Origin of the sequence: Haladaptatus sp. R4 (genome assembly GCF_001625445.1) — an archaeon.
Classification (GTDB): Archaea; Halobacteriota; Halobacteria; order Halobacteriales; family Haladaptataceae; genus Haladaptatus.
Genome location: NZ_LWHG01000028.1, coordinates 85,521 through 103,030, shown reverse-complemented (window position 1 = coordinate 103,030; position 17,510 = coordinate 85,521). Strand labels below are relative to the sequence as shown.

17 protein-coding genes and 1 pseudogene are annotated in these 17,510 nt (G+C 62.1%); 6 read left to right on the top strand and 12 right to left on the bottom strand.

Features of this window, described 5'->3' with window-relative positions; all coding sequences use genetic code 11:
- Positions 1–3: 3 nt before the first annotated feature.
- The 4 genes from A4G99_RS15515 to A4G99_RS15500 all read right to left on the bottom strand — a co-directional run bounded on the left by A4G99_RS15515 (position 4) and on the right by A4G99_RS15500 (position 3,745).
- The gene (locus A4G99_RS15515) at positions 4–1,020 is read right to left on the bottom strand and encodes a sodium:calcium antiporter (protein WP_066145542.1); all 1,017 of its coding nucleotides are present in this window, start codon (positions 1,018–1,020) and stop codon (positions 4–6) included.
- Positions 1,021–1,076: 56 nt separating this feature from the next.
- Positions 1,077–1,982, bottom strand: coding sequence for a hypothetical protein (locus tag A4G99_RS15510; RefSeq protein ID WP_066145539.1), 906 nt, complete (start codon positions 1,980–1,982; stop codon positions 1,077–1,079).
- On the bottom strand, positions 1,979–3,151 hold the full coding sequence (gene priS, locus A4G99_RS15505; RefSeq protein WP_066145536.1) for a DNA primase small subunit PriS: 1,173 nt from the start codon (positions 3,149–3,151) through the stop codon (positions 1,979–1,981). The genes A4G99_RS15510 and priS overlap by 4 nt, the downstream gene beginning before the upstream one ends.
- A 105-nt stretch (positions 3,152–3,256) precedes the next feature.
- Complete coding sequence (locus A4G99_RS15500; protein WP_066145533.1) at positions 3,257–3,745, bottom strand: N-acetyltransferase; 489 nt, start codon at positions 3,743–3,745, stop codon at positions 3,257–3,259.
- A gap of 103 nt (positions 3,746–3,848) precedes the next feature.
- Here A4G99_RS15500 and A4G99_RS15495 point away from each other — a divergent pair, with 103 nt between their 5' ends.
- The 3 genes from A4G99_RS15495 to A4G99_RS15485 all read left to right on the top strand — a co-directional run bounded on the left by A4G99_RS15495 (position 3,849) and on the right by A4G99_RS15485 (position 6,599).
- Positions 3,849–4,268: an archease gene (locus tag A4G99_RS15495; RefSeq protein ID WP_066146633.1), complete on the top strand. Its 420-nt coding sequence runs from the start codon at positions 3,849–3,851 to the stop codon at positions 4,266–4,268.
- A 189-nt stretch (positions 4,269–4,457) separates the two neighbouring features.
- Positions 4,458–5,960: an RtcB family protein gene (locus A4G99_RS15490; protein WP_066145531.1), complete on the top strand. Its 1,503-nt coding sequence runs from the start codon at positions 4,458–4,460 to the stop codon at positions 5,958–5,960.
- A 96-nt stretch (positions 5,961–6,056) separates the two neighbouring features.
- Positions 6,057–6,599, top strand: a complete 543-nt coding sequence (locus A4G99_RS15485) for a hypothetical protein (protein ID WP_066145529.1) — start codon at positions 6,057–6,059, stop codon at positions 6,597–6,599.
- A gap of 86 nt (positions 6,600–6,685) precedes the next feature.
- Here the strand turns inward: A4G99_RS15485 and A4G99_RS15480 are convergent, their stop codons facing one another.
- Positions 6,686–6,991 (bottom strand): hypothetical protein, encoded by a 306-nt coding sequence (locus A4G99_RS15480; protein ID WP_066145526.1) that lies wholly within the window; start codon positions 6,989–6,991, stop codon positions 6,686–6,688.
- A gap of 235 nt (positions 6,992–7,226) precedes the next feature.
- Between A4G99_RS15480 and A4G99_RS15475 the strand changes: the two genes are divergently transcribed.
- On the top strand, positions 7,227–8,078 hold the full coding sequence (locus A4G99_RS15475) for a translation initiation factor eIF-2B (protein WP_066145523.1): 852 nt from the start codon (positions 7,227–7,229) through the stop codon (positions 8,076–8,078).
- Between the two features lie 15 nt (positions 8,079–8,093).
- Here the strand turns inward: A4G99_RS15475 and A4G99_RS15470 are convergent, their stop codons facing one another.
- On the bottom strand, positions 8,094–9,194 hold the full coding sequence (locus tag A4G99_RS15470; protein WP_066145520.1) for a Gfo/Idh/MocA family protein: 1,101 nt from the start codon (positions 9,192–9,194) through the stop codon (positions 8,094–8,096).
- Positions 9,195–10,460: 1,266 nt separating this feature from the next.
- Between A4G99_RS15470 and A4G99_RS15465 the strand changes: the two genes are divergently transcribed.
- Positions 10,461–10,916, top strand: coding sequence for an NUDIX hydrolase (locus tag A4G99_RS15465; RefSeq protein ID WP_066145517.1), 456 nt, complete (start codon positions 10,461–10,463; stop codon positions 10,914–10,916).
- A gap of 9 nt (positions 10,917–10,925) precedes the next feature.
- On the opposite strand, the gene A4G99_RS15460 is transcribed toward A4G99_RS15465, so the two are convergent.
- Positions 10,926–11,897 carry a sugar phosphate isomerase/epimerase gene (locus tag A4G99_RS15460; RefSeq protein ID WP_066145516.1) on the bottom strand — a complete coding sequence of 324 codons (972 nt, stop codon included), beginning with the start codon at positions 11,895–11,897 and terminating at the stop codon, positions 10,926–10,928.
- Between the two features lie 77 nt (positions 11,898–11,974).
- Between A4G99_RS15460 and A4G99_RS27380 the strand changes: the two are divergent.
- Positions 11,975–12,984, top strand: a pseudogene (locus A4G99_RS27380) (DUF2332 domain-containing protein).
- Between the two features lies 1 nt (position 12,985).
- Here A4G99_RS27380 and A4G99_RS15450 read toward each other — a convergent pair.
- The 5 genes from A4G99_RS15450 to A4G99_RS15430 all read right to left on the bottom strand — a co-directional run bounded on the left by A4G99_RS15450 (position 12,986) and on the right by A4G99_RS15430 (position 17,508).
- Entirely contained in the window at positions 12,986–14,053 is a 1,068-nt protein-coding gene (locus A4G99_RS15450; protein WP_066145514.1) for a Gfo/Idh/MocA family protein, read from the bottom strand.
- Positions 14,054–14,180: 127 nt separating this feature from the next.
- Positions 14,181–14,384, bottom strand: coding sequence for a hypothetical protein (locus tag A4G99_RS15445; protein ID WP_066145511.1), 204 nt, complete (start codon positions 14,382–14,384; stop codon positions 14,181–14,183).
- Between the two features lies 1 nt (position 14,385).
- A complete protein-coding gene (locus A4G99_RS15440; RefSeq protein WP_066145507.1) occupies positions 14,386–15,573 on the bottom strand; it encodes an ABC transporter ATP-binding protein in 1,188 nt (395 codons plus the stop codon).
- 6 nt (positions 15,574–15,579) lie between these two features.
- Complete coding sequence (locus A4G99_RS15435; RefSeq protein WP_066145505.1) at positions 15,580–16,515, bottom strand: carbohydrate ABC transporter permease; 936 nt, start codon at positions 16,513–16,515, stop codon at positions 15,580–15,582.
- Positions 16,516–17,508: a carbohydrate ABC transporter permease gene (locus A4G99_RS15430; protein WP_066145502.1), complete on the bottom strand. Its 993-nt coding sequence runs from the start codon at positions 17,506–17,508 to the stop codon at positions 16,516–16,518.
- Between the last annotated feature and the right edge of the window lie 2 nt (positions 17,509–17,510).

Sequence of the window (17,510 nt, the reverse complement as noted above, 5' to 3'; positions counted from 1 at the left end):
GAATCACGCGCCCGGAACGACGTGCGTCACGCCGACTGTCTCCAACACCATCCAGACGAGAAACAGACAGTAGAACGCGAGCAGTCCCCACGATTCCGTTTTCGAGAGCGTTAGCTCGGTGCGAAGGAAGCCGAAGACGACGACGGTGGCGAACGTGAGAAATCCCATCAGCGGGACGGCGACGGAGAAATCGATATCCGCCGACCCGGCCACGAGCACGCCCGCCGGAACCGCGATGAGCAGGTCGAAAACGTTGCTCCCGAGGACGTTGGCGAGGCTGGTCACCCCGTCGTTCTCCTTCGCGGCGCGGACGCTCACGAGCGTATCGGGGAGGCTCGTCCCGGCGGCGACCACGGTTAGTCCCCAGATGAAATCCGGCGTGTCGAACAACCCACCGAACCCGAGGGCGGATTGAACCAACCACTCGACCGCGACGGCGATGAGGACGAGGCTGGCGAGGAGCGACGCCCACTCCCGAAGCGGCGAAATGCCGTCGGTCGATGCCTCCGCGTCGTAATCCTGTGTGTCCTGCCACTGCGTGAAGATGTAGACCGCATATAGCCCGACGGGGAGGAGCGCGAGCGGTCGCGTGACCGTCCCGCCGAGGCGCATGTCGGCGACGGGGTGATAGATGACCGCCAGCGAGAACGTGATCATCACCACCGAGACGGCGATCATGTAGAACTGTGCTTCCTTGTAGACGACCGAGCGGTCGGCCTCGACGCCGTCCGCGAAGATGCCAGCCAACGCCGGGATGACGAGCAGATTGAAAATCGCCGATCCGACGATGGCGCTCACGCCCAGATCGAACGCGCCGTGGACGTACGTCGAGACGACCGTACTCGAAAGCTCCGGAAAACTCGACCCGACGGCGACGACGATGGCCCCTTTGACGACCGGCGGGAGGCCGTAGTACGCGGAAAGCCGCTTGCTCGACCGCTCCAGCATGTCGCTCGCCTTCCAGACGATTGCCGTCCCGACCAGCGCGAGAAAGACGAACCACCCGAGTCCGGAGACCATACGCTCCGTTTCGAGTGCGACACCTTAAAATCGAACAGTCGAACGCGAGACCGAACTCAATCGAGTTTTTCGGCCGCGTCGCGCTCGATGAGCGGCCCGGCGTTCTGGGTCGGGAGCGCGACCACGTCCTCGCTCGAAAGGTCGTACTCGCGCTCGTCGACCCCGAGAATCGAACCGACATCCTGCGTGATGCGGACCATGGTCCGGTCGTCCGAGAGGTCGGGTTCCTCCGCCGATTCCGGTTCGGATTTCGATTTCGGTTCGGATGCGCTCGTTTCCGGTGCATTCTGAGGGGTCTCGGACCGTGTCTCCGCGCTATCCGGCGCGACCGTCGCGCTGCCGTCGGCTTCCGTCGCCGTCGGTTCGGGTTCCCGCGCGTTCGCCGCTGGCGACGACGGTTCGGACTCAGCCGACTCGTCGTCGCCCGTGATCGCTGCCGCTTCGGCGCTCGGACGGTCGTCGGAAGCAGATTCTGGGTCCGATTTCGACGTCGGTTCGGGGTCCGTTCGGGACGCACGTTGATTTTGGGTCTGGGTCCCGGATTCGGCCGTCGACGATTCGGTAGACGCGGATTCATCGCCCGACAGCACGTCGAGGACGGTCGTCTTGTTCGACTCGATCCGTTCCACGAGATCCGAAAACAGCACCTGCTCCTCGCTGGTCAGTCCTTCCTCGTCGGCCGGAATCCCGGCCGCGGCGAGGCTCGCACGTTTGACGACCTTGCCGACGCGGCGCTCGTACACCGCCTCGACGACCTCCTCGGCGGTCTGTATTTCGTCGGTCAACCGATGGACTTCGTCGGAATCGAACGGGTCGCTCGCCCGTTCGGCGGCCCGCTCGCGCTCCTCGCGAAGGCCGCGGATGTATTCGCCGACATCGCCGTAAAACGACTCGCGCAGATGCTGTAAGCTATCCTTCGAACGCTCCTTACTTTGCACACTGCGGAGTTCGTCGAGATTCATTCTTTCCCCTTTTCTGCCCGGTCACGCACCATAAGAAAGATGGCGACGTATTCGGGAATCGATATATTGCCCGCGGGAAGCCTAAAGCTTTCGCCCCGGAGCGAAAGTTGTGTCTCCGACGGCAGTTCGACCATCACCTCGTCGGCCGTGAACGTCTCCGGAATCGCGTCCCGGAGCGGATCGAAATCCGCCAGTTCGTCGCGAGGAATCCGTTTGACCGCCAAGCCGCTGCCGCCGTGGAGGCTTCCCGGCAGGCGAATGAGTCGGTGGGTGTCGGTCGTGACTGGTTCGTCCACCGCCGCGCTTTCGGCCGCGAACACGTCGTCAGCGAGGATTCTCGCCAACTGGTAGAAAGCGGGGTGAACGTCCACATTGCCGCGCTCGATCTCACGGCGGTTGTTCTTCGCGGCGTTGTACGCTCCCCGTGCCTTTCCGGTGCCGATGCCGTCGTACTCCTGCAATCGGTCGAGCGCATCGGCTTCGTCCATCGAGAGGAGTTCGTCAACGAACGTACAGACGTGTTCGTGAACCCGGCCACCCCATCCGCCCTCGGTCGGGAGGGTTCGCTTTTGGGTCGGGTTTTTCAGGCCGAGTCCGGCGACCGTTTCGGTCTGCACCAACGATTCGAACTCTATCTCGTTCGCCATCACGTAATCGACGACCTCGCGCCGTCCCTCGCGGTCCAATCCTTTGACGTGCTCGTCCCGGACGTGAACGTGATATCCCCGACCACCGGAGAAGACGACCGTCAGGTCCTCGAAGCCGAAGTCCCCTTCGAGGATGTCGAGCAGGTCGAGCAGTTCGTCCTTACACCGCGCGAGCATCTCGGCGTAGGACGTTTCCTCGGTGACGCCCGGCAGGTGGTCGGCGTCCAAGTCGAAGACGAGGTCGGCACTCCGCCAGCGCTTTGCCTCCATCGTCCCCGCGCCGGGGTCGTGATAGCGCCCGGCGGAGAAGTAAACGTGGCGCGGACGTTCGCGTTCGAGAAAGCCGCCGAGGGTGCCCAAATCGAGCAGGGAGTTGTGCCGAACCATGGTCGTTCCGGACCCGGCAGTCCACGGGATGTAGCCCCACTCGCGTTCGTCGGCATCCGGCGGGAGTTCCGGCGCTACCGCTCGGTAGTGGTCACGGAACCGGCCTCGAAGATACGCTCGCGTCCGCTCTTCCATCGTACGTTCATGAAACACCCACCCGATTAAAGCGTTGTTTCTTTGGATGGAGCAGTTGCTTTTGGATGCTGTTCGACGATCCGTATTCGTTACAACGCGTGAGCGCTAGTTACGCATGAAATCCGAGAGGCGCTTGGCGATGCTCTCCTCCTCTCCCAACCGGAGGTAGTAGGCGTCGCCGCCGTCCTCGTAGTAGTTGTCGATACGACGCTCGACGGCGAACCCGAGGTGGCGGTAGAAGTCGAGCGCGTTCTCGTTCGTCGTTCGTGCGTGGCAGGTGACGGACGCGTGGTTGTCCGCGACTTTGGCGACGAGTCGCTGGCCGAATCCCTCGCCCCGGAATTCGGGTTCGACCGCGAGAAAGAGTATGTAGCCGTCGCGTCGCGCCGCCGCAAACCCGACCAACTGGTCGCCCTCGTCGTCCTCGGTGACGTAACAGTAAACGGTCGAGCGTCGATACGCGTCCGTGAAAAACCCACGTCGTTGCTTCAGCACGCCCTCCTCCTGCCGGATTCGTTCCTTCAATTGCCACGCCTCCCCGACGTAGCGATTGTCGCCCGGCCCGACGACGCGCGTGTCGATATTCACACTCACTCTGTGGCAGTAATAGGCAAACAAATATAATTCCACCGGCATACAAATCCAGCGGGCGTACGGAGTGACAACGCTCAAAATGACAGCGATCGAAGGGAACACGATGGGCTACGAACTCCGCGATCACACCGCAGATGTCGGCGTCGGAGCGACCGGTGCCACGCTTTCGGCCGCCTTCGCGGCCACAGCGGACGGCATGGCGGCCGCCATGCTGGACGAGGACGAAATTCCAGCGACGGGAGAGCGGTTCGACATCGAGGTACGCGCCGAAAACCGGGAAGCGCTCCTCTTCGATTACTTGGACGAACTCATCTACCAGCGCGACGTTCGGGCGGTTCTCCCGGTCGAAAACGAAGTCACCATCCACGGCGACGAAAACGGGGAATGGGAACTCACCGGCAGCGCACGCGGCGTCCCGCTCGCCGGACTCGGCGCGCGGGAGATAAAGGCCGTCACCTACTCCGAGATGGCGATAGAGGAGACCGACGACGGATGGCGCACCCACGTCGTCTTCGACGTGTAGAAAGCGGGGGTCGGTAATTTCTCTCCCGGAAAAACCAGATGTCTCCCTTCGTAACGAGCGGACGAGATTCTTCCAAACTCGTTCCGGAACTCTCACACCCACCGAGACGAACCGGAGTGGCAACTCACGACCGACCCTCCATCACGGTCCCCGAAATAGCTTCGGCGGTCGCTCCCGAACATCCTACGTATGAAAACGTACACCGCGGGGGACATCACGCTCGAACAGGTGGAGGAGTACGTTTGGGAGATTCCACAGGGAGAAGGGATGGGGACGCCCGCGCGCGTCCTCGCCAGCGAGGAACTGCTCGCCGAAATAGCGGAGGACAAGACGCTCCAGCAGTTGCAGAACGCGACCAGTCTACCGGGAGTGGTGAAGTACGCGGTCTGCATGCCGGACGGACACCAAGGGTACGGCTTTCCGGTCGGCGGCGTCGCCGGGATCGACGCGGAAAACGGCTGTATCTCGCCGGGGGCGGTCGGCTACGACATCAACTGCGGCGTCAGGATGATGCGGACGAACCTGACGGCCGAGGACGTGCGCGGCCACGAGGAGGAACTCGTGGAGGAACTGTTCGACGCGATTCCGTCCGGATTGGGCGGCGGTGGTGTCGTGGAGGCGGGAATCGACACGGTAAACGAGGTGCTGGACCGCGGCCTGGCATGGGCGCTGGAGGAGGGCTACGCGACGGACGCCGACCTCGCACACTGCGAGGACGAGGGTGTTCGAGAGGAGAGCGACCCGACGGCGGTCTCTGAAAAAGCGAAAAATCGCGGGAAAAACCAGTTGGGCAGTCTGGGCAGCGGCAACCACTTCCTCGAAGTCCAGCGCGTGGCGGACGTGTTCCGTGACGACGTTGCGGAGGCGTACGGACTGTCCGAGGGGCAAATCGTCGTTCTCATCCACTGCGGCAGTCGGGGGTTGGGTCACCAGGTCTGTACGGATTACCTGCGAAAGATCGAGCGGACGCACTCCGACCTGTTGTCGCGGCTTCCGGACAAGGAACTCGCCGCGGCACCGGCCGGAAGCCGACTCGCCGAGGAGTACTACGCGGCGATGGGTGCGGCCATCAACTTCGCGTGGGTGAACCGCCAGCTGGTCATGCACCGGACGCGGGAGGTGTTCGAGGACGTGTTCGACCGGCCGTGGCGAGCGATGGACATGGAGTTGCTGTACGACGTGGCCCACAACATCGCCAAGAAGGAAACGCACGTCGTGGGGGTTGGGTCGGAGGGGGAACCAGTGGGAGACGATGAAGCCGTCGACCGCGAGAAGCGAGAACTGTTCGTCCACCGGAAGGGCGCGACGCGGGCGTTTCCGGCGGGACATCCCGAGGTACCGGGCGCGTATCTCGACGTCGGCCAACCCGTCATCATCCCCGGCAGTATGGGGACGGGAAGCTACGTTCTCCGAGGCGGCGAGGCGTCGATGGAGCGTAGTTTCGGCTCGACCGCACACGGTGCGGGCCGGGTGATGAGTCGCACGCAGGCCAAGCGGGAGTACTGGGGCGAAGACGTTCGGGAGGAGTTGGCGGGAGAGCAAATCTTCGTCAAAGCCCAGAGCGGTGCGACGGTCGCCGAGGAAGCGCCGGGCGTCTACAAGGACGTGAACGAAGTCGTTCGGGTGTCCGATGCGCTCGGAATCGGCGACAAAGTCGCACGGACCGTTCCGGTCTGCAACATCAAAGGCTGATTCGAGCAGTATAGTGCCGGTCGTCGAGTGATAGGTTCAATACTTCTTTCACCAATCAAAAGATATTGATACTCTGGATGACAATAGTGTTGACATATGCGACGACGAGCGTTGCTGGGAACGTTGGGAACGAGTGTGACTGCGGGCTGTTTGGGGAATATCCTTCACGATACACGGGGGGTATCCCGATTTACGATCGACAATGACTCCGTTCCCGAGAAGTTCCCTGCCGCGCTCTCAGCGGAGCTACTTTCCGAACCCACGGCGGAACATCCGGCACGAATCCGCGTCCGGTTCGAATACACGGGCGACGAGCCCCGTTCGTTTCGATTCAGCTATCCCGCGCCGTTCGCGGACGTCCTCGGCATCGCGGCCGATGGCTCGAAACTCGTTCTCAAGTACGAGGCCGATCCGGGGGACCACCACGACGGGTGTTGGTGGTCGAAGCTGTCCTACGGTGGGACTGCAACCGAGAATCGGCGGTTCGACCCCGGCGAGGGGGCACACGTCGAGTGGTCGGTGCTGACCCACGAAGCGATGGAGTCCTGTTATCCGTCGGGAAGCTATCGGTTCGAGGACGAGTACACCGTCGTGGGGAGGACGTACGAGTGGGGGTTTCACCTCAACGTGCACGAGTGAGAGCGGGACCCGTATCCACTACGTCCGAATATCCACTACGTCCGAATATCCACTACGTCCGAATATCCACTACGTCCGAATATCCACTACGTCCGAAAGTCGAAGTTCGGGGCGTCTTCGGGACGGAGCGGCACCTCTGGGTCGAGTTCCTCCCCGTTTTCGTATCGGATGAAGTTGAGGTAGTACAGTTCGCCGCAGCCATCGCCGTCGGTTTCGCTCGCACCACAGACGATTTCGACGCCGTCCGTGTCCTCGAAGTCGTCGTAGGCGTTGGCGTACGTCCATCCATCCAGCGGGTCGGCAGTCACCGATTTGTCGGCCAGATTGGCTCGCCGGTCGAGCGTCGCAATCGCACCGCAGTGAGGGCAGTAGTATCGAACGGGAACGGTCATGGGAATCGGTTAGCGTCCGGCGAATGTAAACCGTTCGCCCAATTCAGTTGTCAGCTTTGGGCGCGGTGAAATCGAACGCAGTTCTGGGACGGTCCGAACCCCCTCCGAACGGGATCACTCCCGACTCGGGACGGTCGTCAAACCGAGGCCGGGAACGACCATCGGTCGCAGACCCGGAACGACCGCCAACCGCAGACCCAGAACAATCTTGTAGCCCGGCGAACTTCGTTAGGTCATGATAGACGAGACAGTCGAGGAGATACAGGAGATGCAAACACACAGCTCCTCGACCGTCGCGGTCAAGGCAGCGAGGGCGCTCTCGGACCTCAACGACCGCGATTTCGAGACGGTCGAGGAGTTCGAGCGTGCGCTCGACCACAACAGCAGCGTGCTCCGTCGGGCGAATCCCTCCCACGCGTCGCTCGTCACGACCCAGCGTGCGATCGTGACGATGGTCACGGAGTCGGACAACGAGTCGGTCGAACAGGCAAAGGAGAACATGCAAGCGGCCATCGACAGCGTCGTCGAACAGGTCATGACCGCCAAGCGCCGCGCCGCCGAGAACGCCGCACCGCTGTTCAAGGACGGCATGACGCTGCTGACCCACGATTACTCCTCCACCGTGCTGGAAGCCGTCGAAACGGCCGTGGCGAACGGCGCGTACCTCGACGTGTACGTCATGGAAGCCCGTCCGCGCTATCTCGGACGGAAGACCGCCCGCGTACTCGGCGAAATCGACCAAGTGGACGTGACGCTCATCATCGACAGCGCCGCCGGTCACTACCTGCCCGAATGTGACCGCGTGTTCACCGGCATGGACTGCATCGTGGACGAAACCCTCTACAACCGCGTCGGGACCTTCCCGCTCGTCGCCACCGCGAACGAAGTCGGAGTCCCGGTCACTTCCGTCGGGTCCAGCGCGAAAATCGTCGGCGAGGCGTTCCGCTTCGAGAACGACTTCCGCTCCGGCAGCGAGGTCATCCGGGAACCGGCCGAGGGCTTCGCGGTCGCCAACCCGGCCTACGACGCGACCCCGACCAACCTCCTTAGCTCCGTCGTCACCGACGAGGGAACGTGGGAGTACTGAACTGGAAAACGAATCCTATTCGACGGTGACCCACTCGCTGCTCTCGTCGCTTCGCTCGATAGCGTCCAGCACCTTCTGAATCTCCAGCCCATCGTCGAAGTTCGGACGGTACTCCTCTCCTGATTCCACTGCTGTGAGGAACTCGTAGTTCTCGTGGACGAACGTGTGTTCCCACCCGATGACGTGGCCCGGCGGCCACCAGTGGTCGATGTACGGGTCGGACTCGTCGGTCACGAGAATCGTCTCGTAGCCGCGGTCGTCGCCGCGCAGGACCTCCAGTTCGTTGAGCCGTTCGAGCGAGAACTTCAGGCTGCCCTCCGAGCCGTGAATCTCGATGGAGTGGTCGTTCTTGTGCCCGTCGGCGAACCGCGAGGCTTCGAACGTCGCCATGACGTTTCCTTCCAGTTCGGCCTGCGCGGAGTAGGCGTCGTCCACCGTGACGGGTTTGGTCTCGCTTCCGTTATCTACCGGGCGCTCGTCGACGAACGTTCGGAGGTGCCCCGACACGCGCTCCACGTCGCCGACGAGGAAGCGCGCGAGGTCGATGGTGTGCGCGCCGAGGTCGCCGAGCGCGCCGCTACCAGCCAGTTCCTCGTCGTTGCGCCACGACCACGGCGCGTCGGGGTCCACCAGCCAATCCTGTAGGTAGCGCCCTCGGAACTGGTGAATCTCGCCGAGTTCGCCGTCCTCGATGAGATTCTTTGCGTACTGAATCGCCGGGATGTACCGGTAGTTGAACGCCGTCGCGGTCGGCACGCCTGCCGCTTCCGCGGCGTCGGCCATCCGCTCCGCGTTCGCCAGGTTCGCCGCGAGCGGCTTCTCACAGAGGACGGGTACACCCGCCTCCAGCGCCGCGATGGACGGTTCGGCGTGGACGAAGTTCGGCCCGAGGTTGTAGAAAACGTCCACCTCGTCGATCACTTCCTCCCAATCCGTACTCGTGTGTTCGAATCCCAGTCGCTCGGCGGCCTCCGCGAGCGCCTCCTCGTTCCGGCCGATGAGCGTGTGGCGTTCGATGTCCGGCGCGTCCGGGAAAAACATTGGCAGTCGGGCCATGGCGTTGGCGTGAGCCTTCCCCATGAATCGATACCCCAACACACCGATTTTCAGTGTCATGATCGGGTTTCAATTGTCCGGGAAGGGGCTTAGTGTTTGATGGCTAGGGCAAGGATGGACGATGGAATGAGGAGGAGTGAAATCGTGAAATCAACGAGATACTGAAAAATACTATTTTCTACTGAATAGTACTGAAAGACACTACTGAGTGAAGAGCGATTTCAGAGTCGTGGTTTTGCTTCCGTTGCGATTGCAGTTGCTGAGAGGGGCCTCGAAAATCCCGTCCGCTACGAAAAGCGGTGTTTGATGGGTGTGTGATTACAGTTGCTGCGAAGCAGACCGCCTCGAAAGCCCCCGCCACGCTCGCTACGACGAGTTTTTGATGGTTTTGTGATTGCAGTTACCGAGAAGACGACCTCGAAAGCCCCCGTCCGTTCGCGGTCGCTGTGCAGGATATCCACGCTCTCAGCACCGCTCGCGTGGATAGAGCCTACACAGCGACTAAACGGTGCGCGAGCGGACGGCCCCTTTCAATCCACCGTCAGAGCAAAGCTCTGACGAGCCCTCGTTCACTCCATTCACGAGGACACCCAAACACAGCACCGCAACCGCCCCACACCGGGCCACATCCTCCCCAACCGATTCGCTCGCGCGCGTTTTTCGCGCGCGCCGTGCGGTTGGTTCGTATCGTGTAGCCCGTCCAGCCGGGTGGCGCGCAGGCCAGCAGGTCCGAAGCCAACGGTCGGCTGAGGACCTGACTGGCTATCGTGCGAGGTCTTCGTGAGCGGTAGCGAACGAATGGCTCGTCAGAGCGAAGCTCTGACGGTGGATGAGCGGAACGACTGGAAGGAGTGGAGTTCCCGTGAGCGTGCGAACGGGAGCACGGGAGGGCAACGCTCTCCCGGAGCGAATCGGTTGGGGAGGCGTGTGGTGCGGGGCGTTACGGTCGGGTGGGATGAAAGGGGCCGCCTGGTCCCGCGAACGCAGTGAGAGGGACGTTGTCGGAACTCGTTCCGACTGAACTCGCGTTTACCGTGGTCATCTCGCCGACCCCTCTCGAAGTAGTGAGCGACGAAGGAGCGAGCGGATGAGAGATGTTGGCCGAGCGTCACACGAACGAACGTGAGTGTGGCCACGGAAGTCGCAGCCCGCGAACGAATGTGAGCCGGAACGTCTTCCGGAGGACCGCGAACGGATGGGGGCTTTCGAGGTAGTGTTCTCGGTAACTGCATTCACAAGGCCACCAGACATCTCTCGTCGAGACGAATTCTATCAGAACCGATTTCCGATAGTCCCATCACGTAGCCAACACTCGTACCGAATCCCATGCCCGAACGACACATCCGCGTCTCGGCGCGCGGTCTGGTTCGCCGTAAAAATCACCACGACGAAAACTCTCACCTCGAAGAACTCCTCGTCGCCCGCGACTACCACCCGAACGGCGAGTCGTTTTACTACCCGCTCGGCGGCGGCGTCGAATTCGGCGAACACAGCGAGGACGCCCTTCACCGCGAGTTCGACGAGGAGTTGGGCGTCTCGCTCTCGAACGTTCGGGAGGTCGGAACGTACGAAGAGGTGTTCACGACCGACGGACAGAAACAGCACGAAGTGTGGCGCGTCTACCAAGCGAACATCGCGGAGTCGTGGCCGTACGAGGAGGACGAGTTCTCGGGCTACGAAGCAGAATTGGACGAAGAAATCGAGTGCGTCTGGCTGTCCCCGACCGTGTTTTCCGAGGGAGAGGAGACGCTCTACCCCGAACCGCTCGTCGCGGATTTGTGATTTCGTGACTTATTCCGCCCAGTAGGCGTCGCCGGGCGTGGTCCGGAAGACGGCGCGCTGGAGCAACTCGACGGCCTTCTCCAACCCTTCGCGGGAACTGGTGAGCGAGTCCTCGTGTTCGATGGAGAGCGCGCCGTCGTACTCCACGAGGCGGAGGGCGCTCACGATGTCCTTCCAGTGTTCTTCACCGTGGCCGTAGCCGACCGAGCGGAACAGCCACGAGCGGTCCGCTTCGTCGGTGTACGGCGTGGTGTCGAGGACGCCCTTGTAGCGGGCCTGGGACTCGTACACCTTCGTGTCCTTGGCGTGGAAGTGGTGGATGGCGTCGTGTTCGCCGAGCAGGCGGATAGCCTCGGGAACGTCGATGCCCTGCCAGTAGAGGTGGCTGGGGTCGAAGTTCGCGCCGACGCGCTCGCCCGTCGCCTGGCGAAGTTCGAGCATCCCGGCGGGTTCGTGGACGAGCATGTTCGGGTGCATCTCGATGGCGAGGTCGACGTCGTGGTCGTCGGCGAACGCCTCCAGTTCCTGCCAGTACGGAATCGCCACGTCTTCCCACTGGTATTCGAGCGCCTCGGCGTGCTCGGTGGGCCACGGCGCGGTGATCCAGTTCGGGTACTCGTCGTTCGGGCCCCCCGCAGGAAGGCCGGAGAAGCAGGTGACGGTGCCGACGTCCAACTGGTCGGCGAGTTCGATGGCCTCGCGGAGTTCCGTGTCCGCCTCCTCGGCCGTCTCGTCGTCCGGATGGATCGGGTTGTTGTGCGTCGCCAGCGCGCTGATGCGCATGTCGTGCTCGGCGAGCAGGTCGTGGAGTTCCGCCTGTGCGTCCTCGTCGCCCAGGTACTCGTCGCGCGGAAGGTGCGTGTCGCCGGGGAAGCCGCCGACGCCGGGTTCGATGGCGTCCACGCCGATGTCGTTCAGATATTCGAGCGCGTCTTCGAGCGATTCGCCGTACAGTGGTGGTGTGTGAACGCCGATGTCCATGTTATGAACGATTACCCCGTTCGAGAATAAAATTTTGGTGGCAACGCTTACACTCCGAGTCTCCAATCGTTTCCCATATGAGTCTCGCCGAGGAGTTCGAGTGGTTCGCAGACTGGTGTGTCGGAACGTCGCCCCTGTACGAGAAACTGGCGCGTGGCGTCGCCGACGACCCGTATCTGCTCTCGCTCGCCGAGGAAATCCCGCCGAAGCGCGGCACGCCGAACATTCTGTTCGCCGCGGTTCACTGGCACCTGCTCAGCGGCGTCTCGCACCCCCTGACCGATTTCTATCCGAGCGTCACGGACGACCCCAAAACTGCCGACCCGTTCCCCCCGTTCCGAGAGTTTTGCGCCGAACACGAGGACGAACTGCTACCACTCTTGCGAAATCGTAGAACGCAGACGAACGCGGTTCGGCGCTGTACCGCGCTCTTTCCGGCGTTTTCTCACATTTCGAACGAAGTCGGCGGCGAACCGCTCGCGCTAGTCGAACTCGGGCCCAGCGGCGGCCTCAACCTCTGTTGGGACCGATACGTCTACGATTACGGCGACGAGGGGCGCTACGGCACCGGCGAGTGCATCCTCGATTCGGAAATCAGGAGCGAACGGTCCCCACCGCTTCCGGACGAGTTTCCACGAGTCGCCTCCCGCATCGGCATCGACCTGAACCCGCTCGACGTGCGGGACGAAACGGACGCTCGTTGGCTTCGAGCGCTCGTCTGGCCGGAACACGAGGACCGTCATCGACTCCTCCGGGGGGCCACGAACGTCGCGCGTCGGAACCGCTCGAACTTCGACAGGGGGACGCGGTCGAGGAACTCCCCGACGTTCTCGCGGGGATTCCGTCGGACGTTCCGGTCTGCGTGTTCGACACGCAGATGCGATATCAACTCCCGGAAACGGCACAGGACCGACTCCGGACGCGGATCGAAACTGCCGCGGAGGAACGACCGCTCCACTGGTTGTCCGGTCACGCGTCGGCGGAAGAGTGGGAAGGAGCTTTCGCGCTCGATTGGTTCGACGGCGAGGAGTACCGACGGTTACTCGCCTACGAACAACACGGAAAATGGCTTCGGTGGGTTCGATAACTCAGTCCAACTGGACTGCTTTCTCGTCCTGTGACGAGCGGTAGACGGCGTCGATGACGCGCTGGACCGTGAGAGCCTGTTCGATGGTGTTCATCTTCGGTGCGACGTTGTCCCGAACCGCTTCGAAGAAGACGCGCTGTTCGGCTTTGTGGGCGTCCTCCTGACGAGTCTTGACGTTGGTGTCCGAGAAGTGGTCGGACCCGACCATGCTCGTCTCGTAGATGGTGAGCGAGTCGTCGTGCTTGTCGAAGCTCGCGCCCGCGTCGGTGCCGCGGACGAAGTACTCCTCGCTCGACGAGCGGTTCGCGGCCCACGCGACTTCGAGCGAGATGGTCTTGCCGCCCTCACAACGGATGAACGCGGTCACGGAGTCATCGACGGTGAACGCGCCCGAGTCCGTGTCGTCGCCCCACATTTCGAGGTACGTGTAGTCGTCTCGGTCACCGAACTGCGATCGAACCTCGCCGCTGACTTCCTTCACGTTCGGGAAGTCGTGGAGGTGAAGCGCGAGGTCGATGGCGTGAACGCCGATGTCGATGAGGGCACCGCCGCCGGCGACGTCGCGGTTCGTGAACCAGGAGCCACGGCCGGGGATGCCACGGCGTCGGATGTAATTGGCTTCGACGTGGCGCGTCTTCCCGAAACGACCCTCGTCCTGATAGCCCTTGATGACCTCGACGGGGGTCCGGAAGCGGTTGTGGAAGCCGACCATACAGAATCCCTCGGCGTTGCGGGCCGCCTCCGCGATGCGCTCCGCGCTCTCCAGCGTGTGGGCGAGCGGCTTTTCCAAAAGAACGTCGAGCCCCGCATCGAGCGCGGAGATGGCGTACTCCTCGTGGAATTTGTTCGGCGTCGTGACGACGACGGCGTCGATGTCCGACTCGTACAGTTCCTCGTAGCTCTCGAACGAGCGGGTGTCGTATTTCTCGGCGAATCGGGCGCGCGCGTCGGGGTTGATATCGACACCACCGACGATTTCGTGGCGTAAGTCAGTGACGCGGTCGGCGTGATAATGTCCAATATTTCCGAGACCGACGAACCCAACTCGAACCGGCTCACTGGCACTCATAGTTACCGCTCACCGGTGAGACGGTGTTATTCTTTTCCTTTCGTCGTGCCACTCCGCCGTGACGGAAGGATTCTTCGGCAGTTTTTGCCGTGGTCGAGACGAACTCGGGTGGGTAAACGGGCGCACGTCAATACAACTGCTGTTTCTTTTCTTCGCGTTCGCGCTCACGTTCTTCCTCCGCTTTTCTGTCTTTCCGGTCCGCGAGCAGTCCTCGAATACCGGGGATGATCTTGTTCTTCACGTCGAAGACGAACGACGCGATGCCGTACGCCCAGAAGAAGAACAGGAACGTACCCGCGCCCAGATAGAACCAACCGAGTTCCGTCACCATCTCAGTCGTCCCCCTCCGCTTCCGTACCGGTAGCCCCCGTTCCGACCGAGGCGAACTCCAGTCCGTGCGCGATGGCGTCGCCGGTCTCCGTATCGAACAGATGGATGCGTTCCCGGTCGAGGATGACCTCCACTTCCTGGTCGGTCTCGATGTCCTTGTCGGGGTCCACGCTCATCAGGAGCTGGTGGGAATCGTCCGCTTCGGCGTCCATCCCCTCCGAACTCGCGCCGCCCGTCAGCAAGTAGACGAATATCTCGTCGCCCATCGGTTCGAGCACGTCCGTTCGGGCCGAGATGGTATCCGTGGGGTTCGCCACGTCGTCCGCATCGTCGAGGAGGTACACGTCTTCGGGACGGACCCCCATCGTCACCTCGTCGTCCGGCGCGACACCGCTGAGTTGGCCGGGGTCGAACTGGACGTGGTAATCCTCCGTCGCCAACCCGTTCGCGTCTATCGTTCCCTCGACGAAGTTCATGCTCGGCGAGCCGATGAACCCAGCGACGAACAGGTTCTTCGGTTCGTTGTAACAGACGAGCGGGGGATCGAACTGCTGGAGTTCCCCCTGATTGATGACCGCGACGCGGTCGGACATCGTCATCGCCTCCGCCTGGTCGTGCGTGACGTAGATGATGGTCGCGTCGAGTTCCTTCTGAAGCCGCTGGAGTTCGGTCCGCATGTGAACGCGCAGTTTGGCGTCGAGGTTCGCCAGCGGCTCGTCCATCAGGAACACTTCCGGATCACGGACGATGGCGCGCGCGATGGCGACACGCTGGCGTTGGCCGCCGGACATCTCGTCCGGCATCCGGTCGAGCATGCCTTCGAGTTGGACGATTTCGGCCGCCCGGTCGACCCGGCGGTCCACCTCGTCCGTATCGTACTTCCGGAGCCGAAGCCCGAAGCTGATGTTGTCGTACACGTCCATGTGCGGGAACAACGCGATGTTCTGGAACACCATGGCGATACCACGGTCCTTCGGCGGGAGGGTCGTTACCTCCCGTCCGGCGATGGAAATCGTCCCATCCGTCGGAATCGTGAGACCGGCGATGGTCTCTAGGGTCGTGGATTTCCCACATCCGGACGGGCCGACGAGCGTGATGAACTCGCCGTCCTTGATCTCCAGATTCATGTCGTCGACTGCCGTTACATCATCGTACTGTTTCGAAACGTGTTCTAAGTTAACTTCACCCATTGTGTATCACTCCTTCAGTGCGCCAGAGGTGAGTCCACTGACGATTTTCTCCTGCGCGATGACGACGAGGATTGCGATGGGCAGGATGCCCACGATGCTCGCCGCCGCCATGAGGTTGTAGAACGATGCGTACTGGCCCTGGTAGCCCAGAATGCCCCACAGAAGTGGTGCCCAGTGTTTCGCCTGTCCGTCCGTCATCAGGTACGAGAAGAAGAACTCGTTGTACACGTTGATAAACGTTAGCACGCCCGCCGTGGCGACGCCGGGTGCCGACAGCGGGATGATGACGCGGAACAGCGCGCCCAGTCGCGTGGTACCCTCGATCCGTGCGGCGTCCTCCAACCCGTCCGGGATTTGGGCGTAGAACGTCGTCAGGATGAATATCGAGAGCGGCATGAACAGGGCGCTGAACGGGAGCAACAGCGCTCCCGGCGTGTTGTAGAGCATCGGCGGACTCAGCCCGAGAATGCTCACGTTCCCCGTGAACAGTTGGAACAGCGGGATGAGGAACGCCGCCGGTGGGAAGTACGAGATCGCGAGGATGAGCAACATCAGCGGCCCACGGCCGGGGAAGTCGAGTCTCCCGAACACGTAGCCCGCGAGGCTCGCGAGCACCAACACGATGATCGTCGTCACCAGCGCGAGCACGAAGCTGTTGAACATGAAGACGTGGAACGGTAAGCGCTGGAATATCTCCACGAACACGTGCGGATTGAATCCCTTCGGAGTCAACCCCATGTCGGAGATTTGATTGCTCGGCGTCAGCGCGATGACGAGCAACCAGTAGAGCGGGAACAGCGTGGTGAACAGGAAGAACACCATGACGAGGTAGAACAACCCGCGGTAGGTCTTGTCCGGATTCTGCATGGACCCTTTCGCCCACCGGTTGATCAGCCCCGATGGCTGGTCCCCATCGGCCGTCGTTTCATCGGCTTGCGCCATTTAGATCCCTCCTGCGCTCTCGCGGAATTTCACGATGTACACGGTCACGACGATGCCGATGATGGCCGCCGTGACGAACGCGATCGCGGACGCCGTCCCGTACCGCCGAACGCTGAACGTCGTGACGACGAGACAGGACAGCGAGGGAACGGTCGTACACCCGGACATGGTCTGGATGAGCCCGTAAATCCGCATCGCCGCGATGGTGCGGAACAACATCGCGACCATCACGGTCGGGAAGACGAGCGGCAGGGTGATCATCCTGAACTGCTGCCACCTCGACGCGCCAGCGACCTTCGCCACGTCGTAGAGGCTCCGGTCGATACTCTGGAGTCCGGCGAGGATGAGCAGGGCCATGAACGCCGTCGTCTTCCACACGTCGGCCACGATGATGATCGACAACGCCTCGGGACTGTTGACCAGCGGCGTCGTCGAGTAGCCCAACAAGTTGTGGAGGATATCCGCCCCGAACCCGATTCCCGGTTGGAAGAGCAGGTAGAAGATCATCCCTTGGATGACGATGGGAACGGCCCACGGGAGGATAATCGCCACCCGAACCCAGCGCCGTCCACGGAAATCCTGGTCCAGCACGAGCGCTTGTCCGAAACCGACGATGGTCTCGAAGATGACGCTCACGATGGTGAAGATGAACGTGACGATGAGGGCGCTTTTGAACGGTGAACTGAGATCGATGAACGGTTGCGGTAGGGCAACCGTATCGAGTTTCCCCGTCAGCAGGTTCGCGTAGTTCTCGAACCCGACGAACTCGCCGAGTTGAGCCGCGCCGCGAATGCTGTCTGCGTGCAATGACATCTCGAACGTACGCAGGAGCGGCCAGAACGCGATGACGGCGAGCAACAGCAACGCGGGAATCAAGAGGAGGTAGGCGAACTGCGTCTCGCTCAAGCTCTCTATCCAGCGAACTGCGCCCGCATAGGCACCGGATCGTGGCTGCTCCCGCAATCCGTGTTCCGTTGGTTCTTCAGCTGCCATGA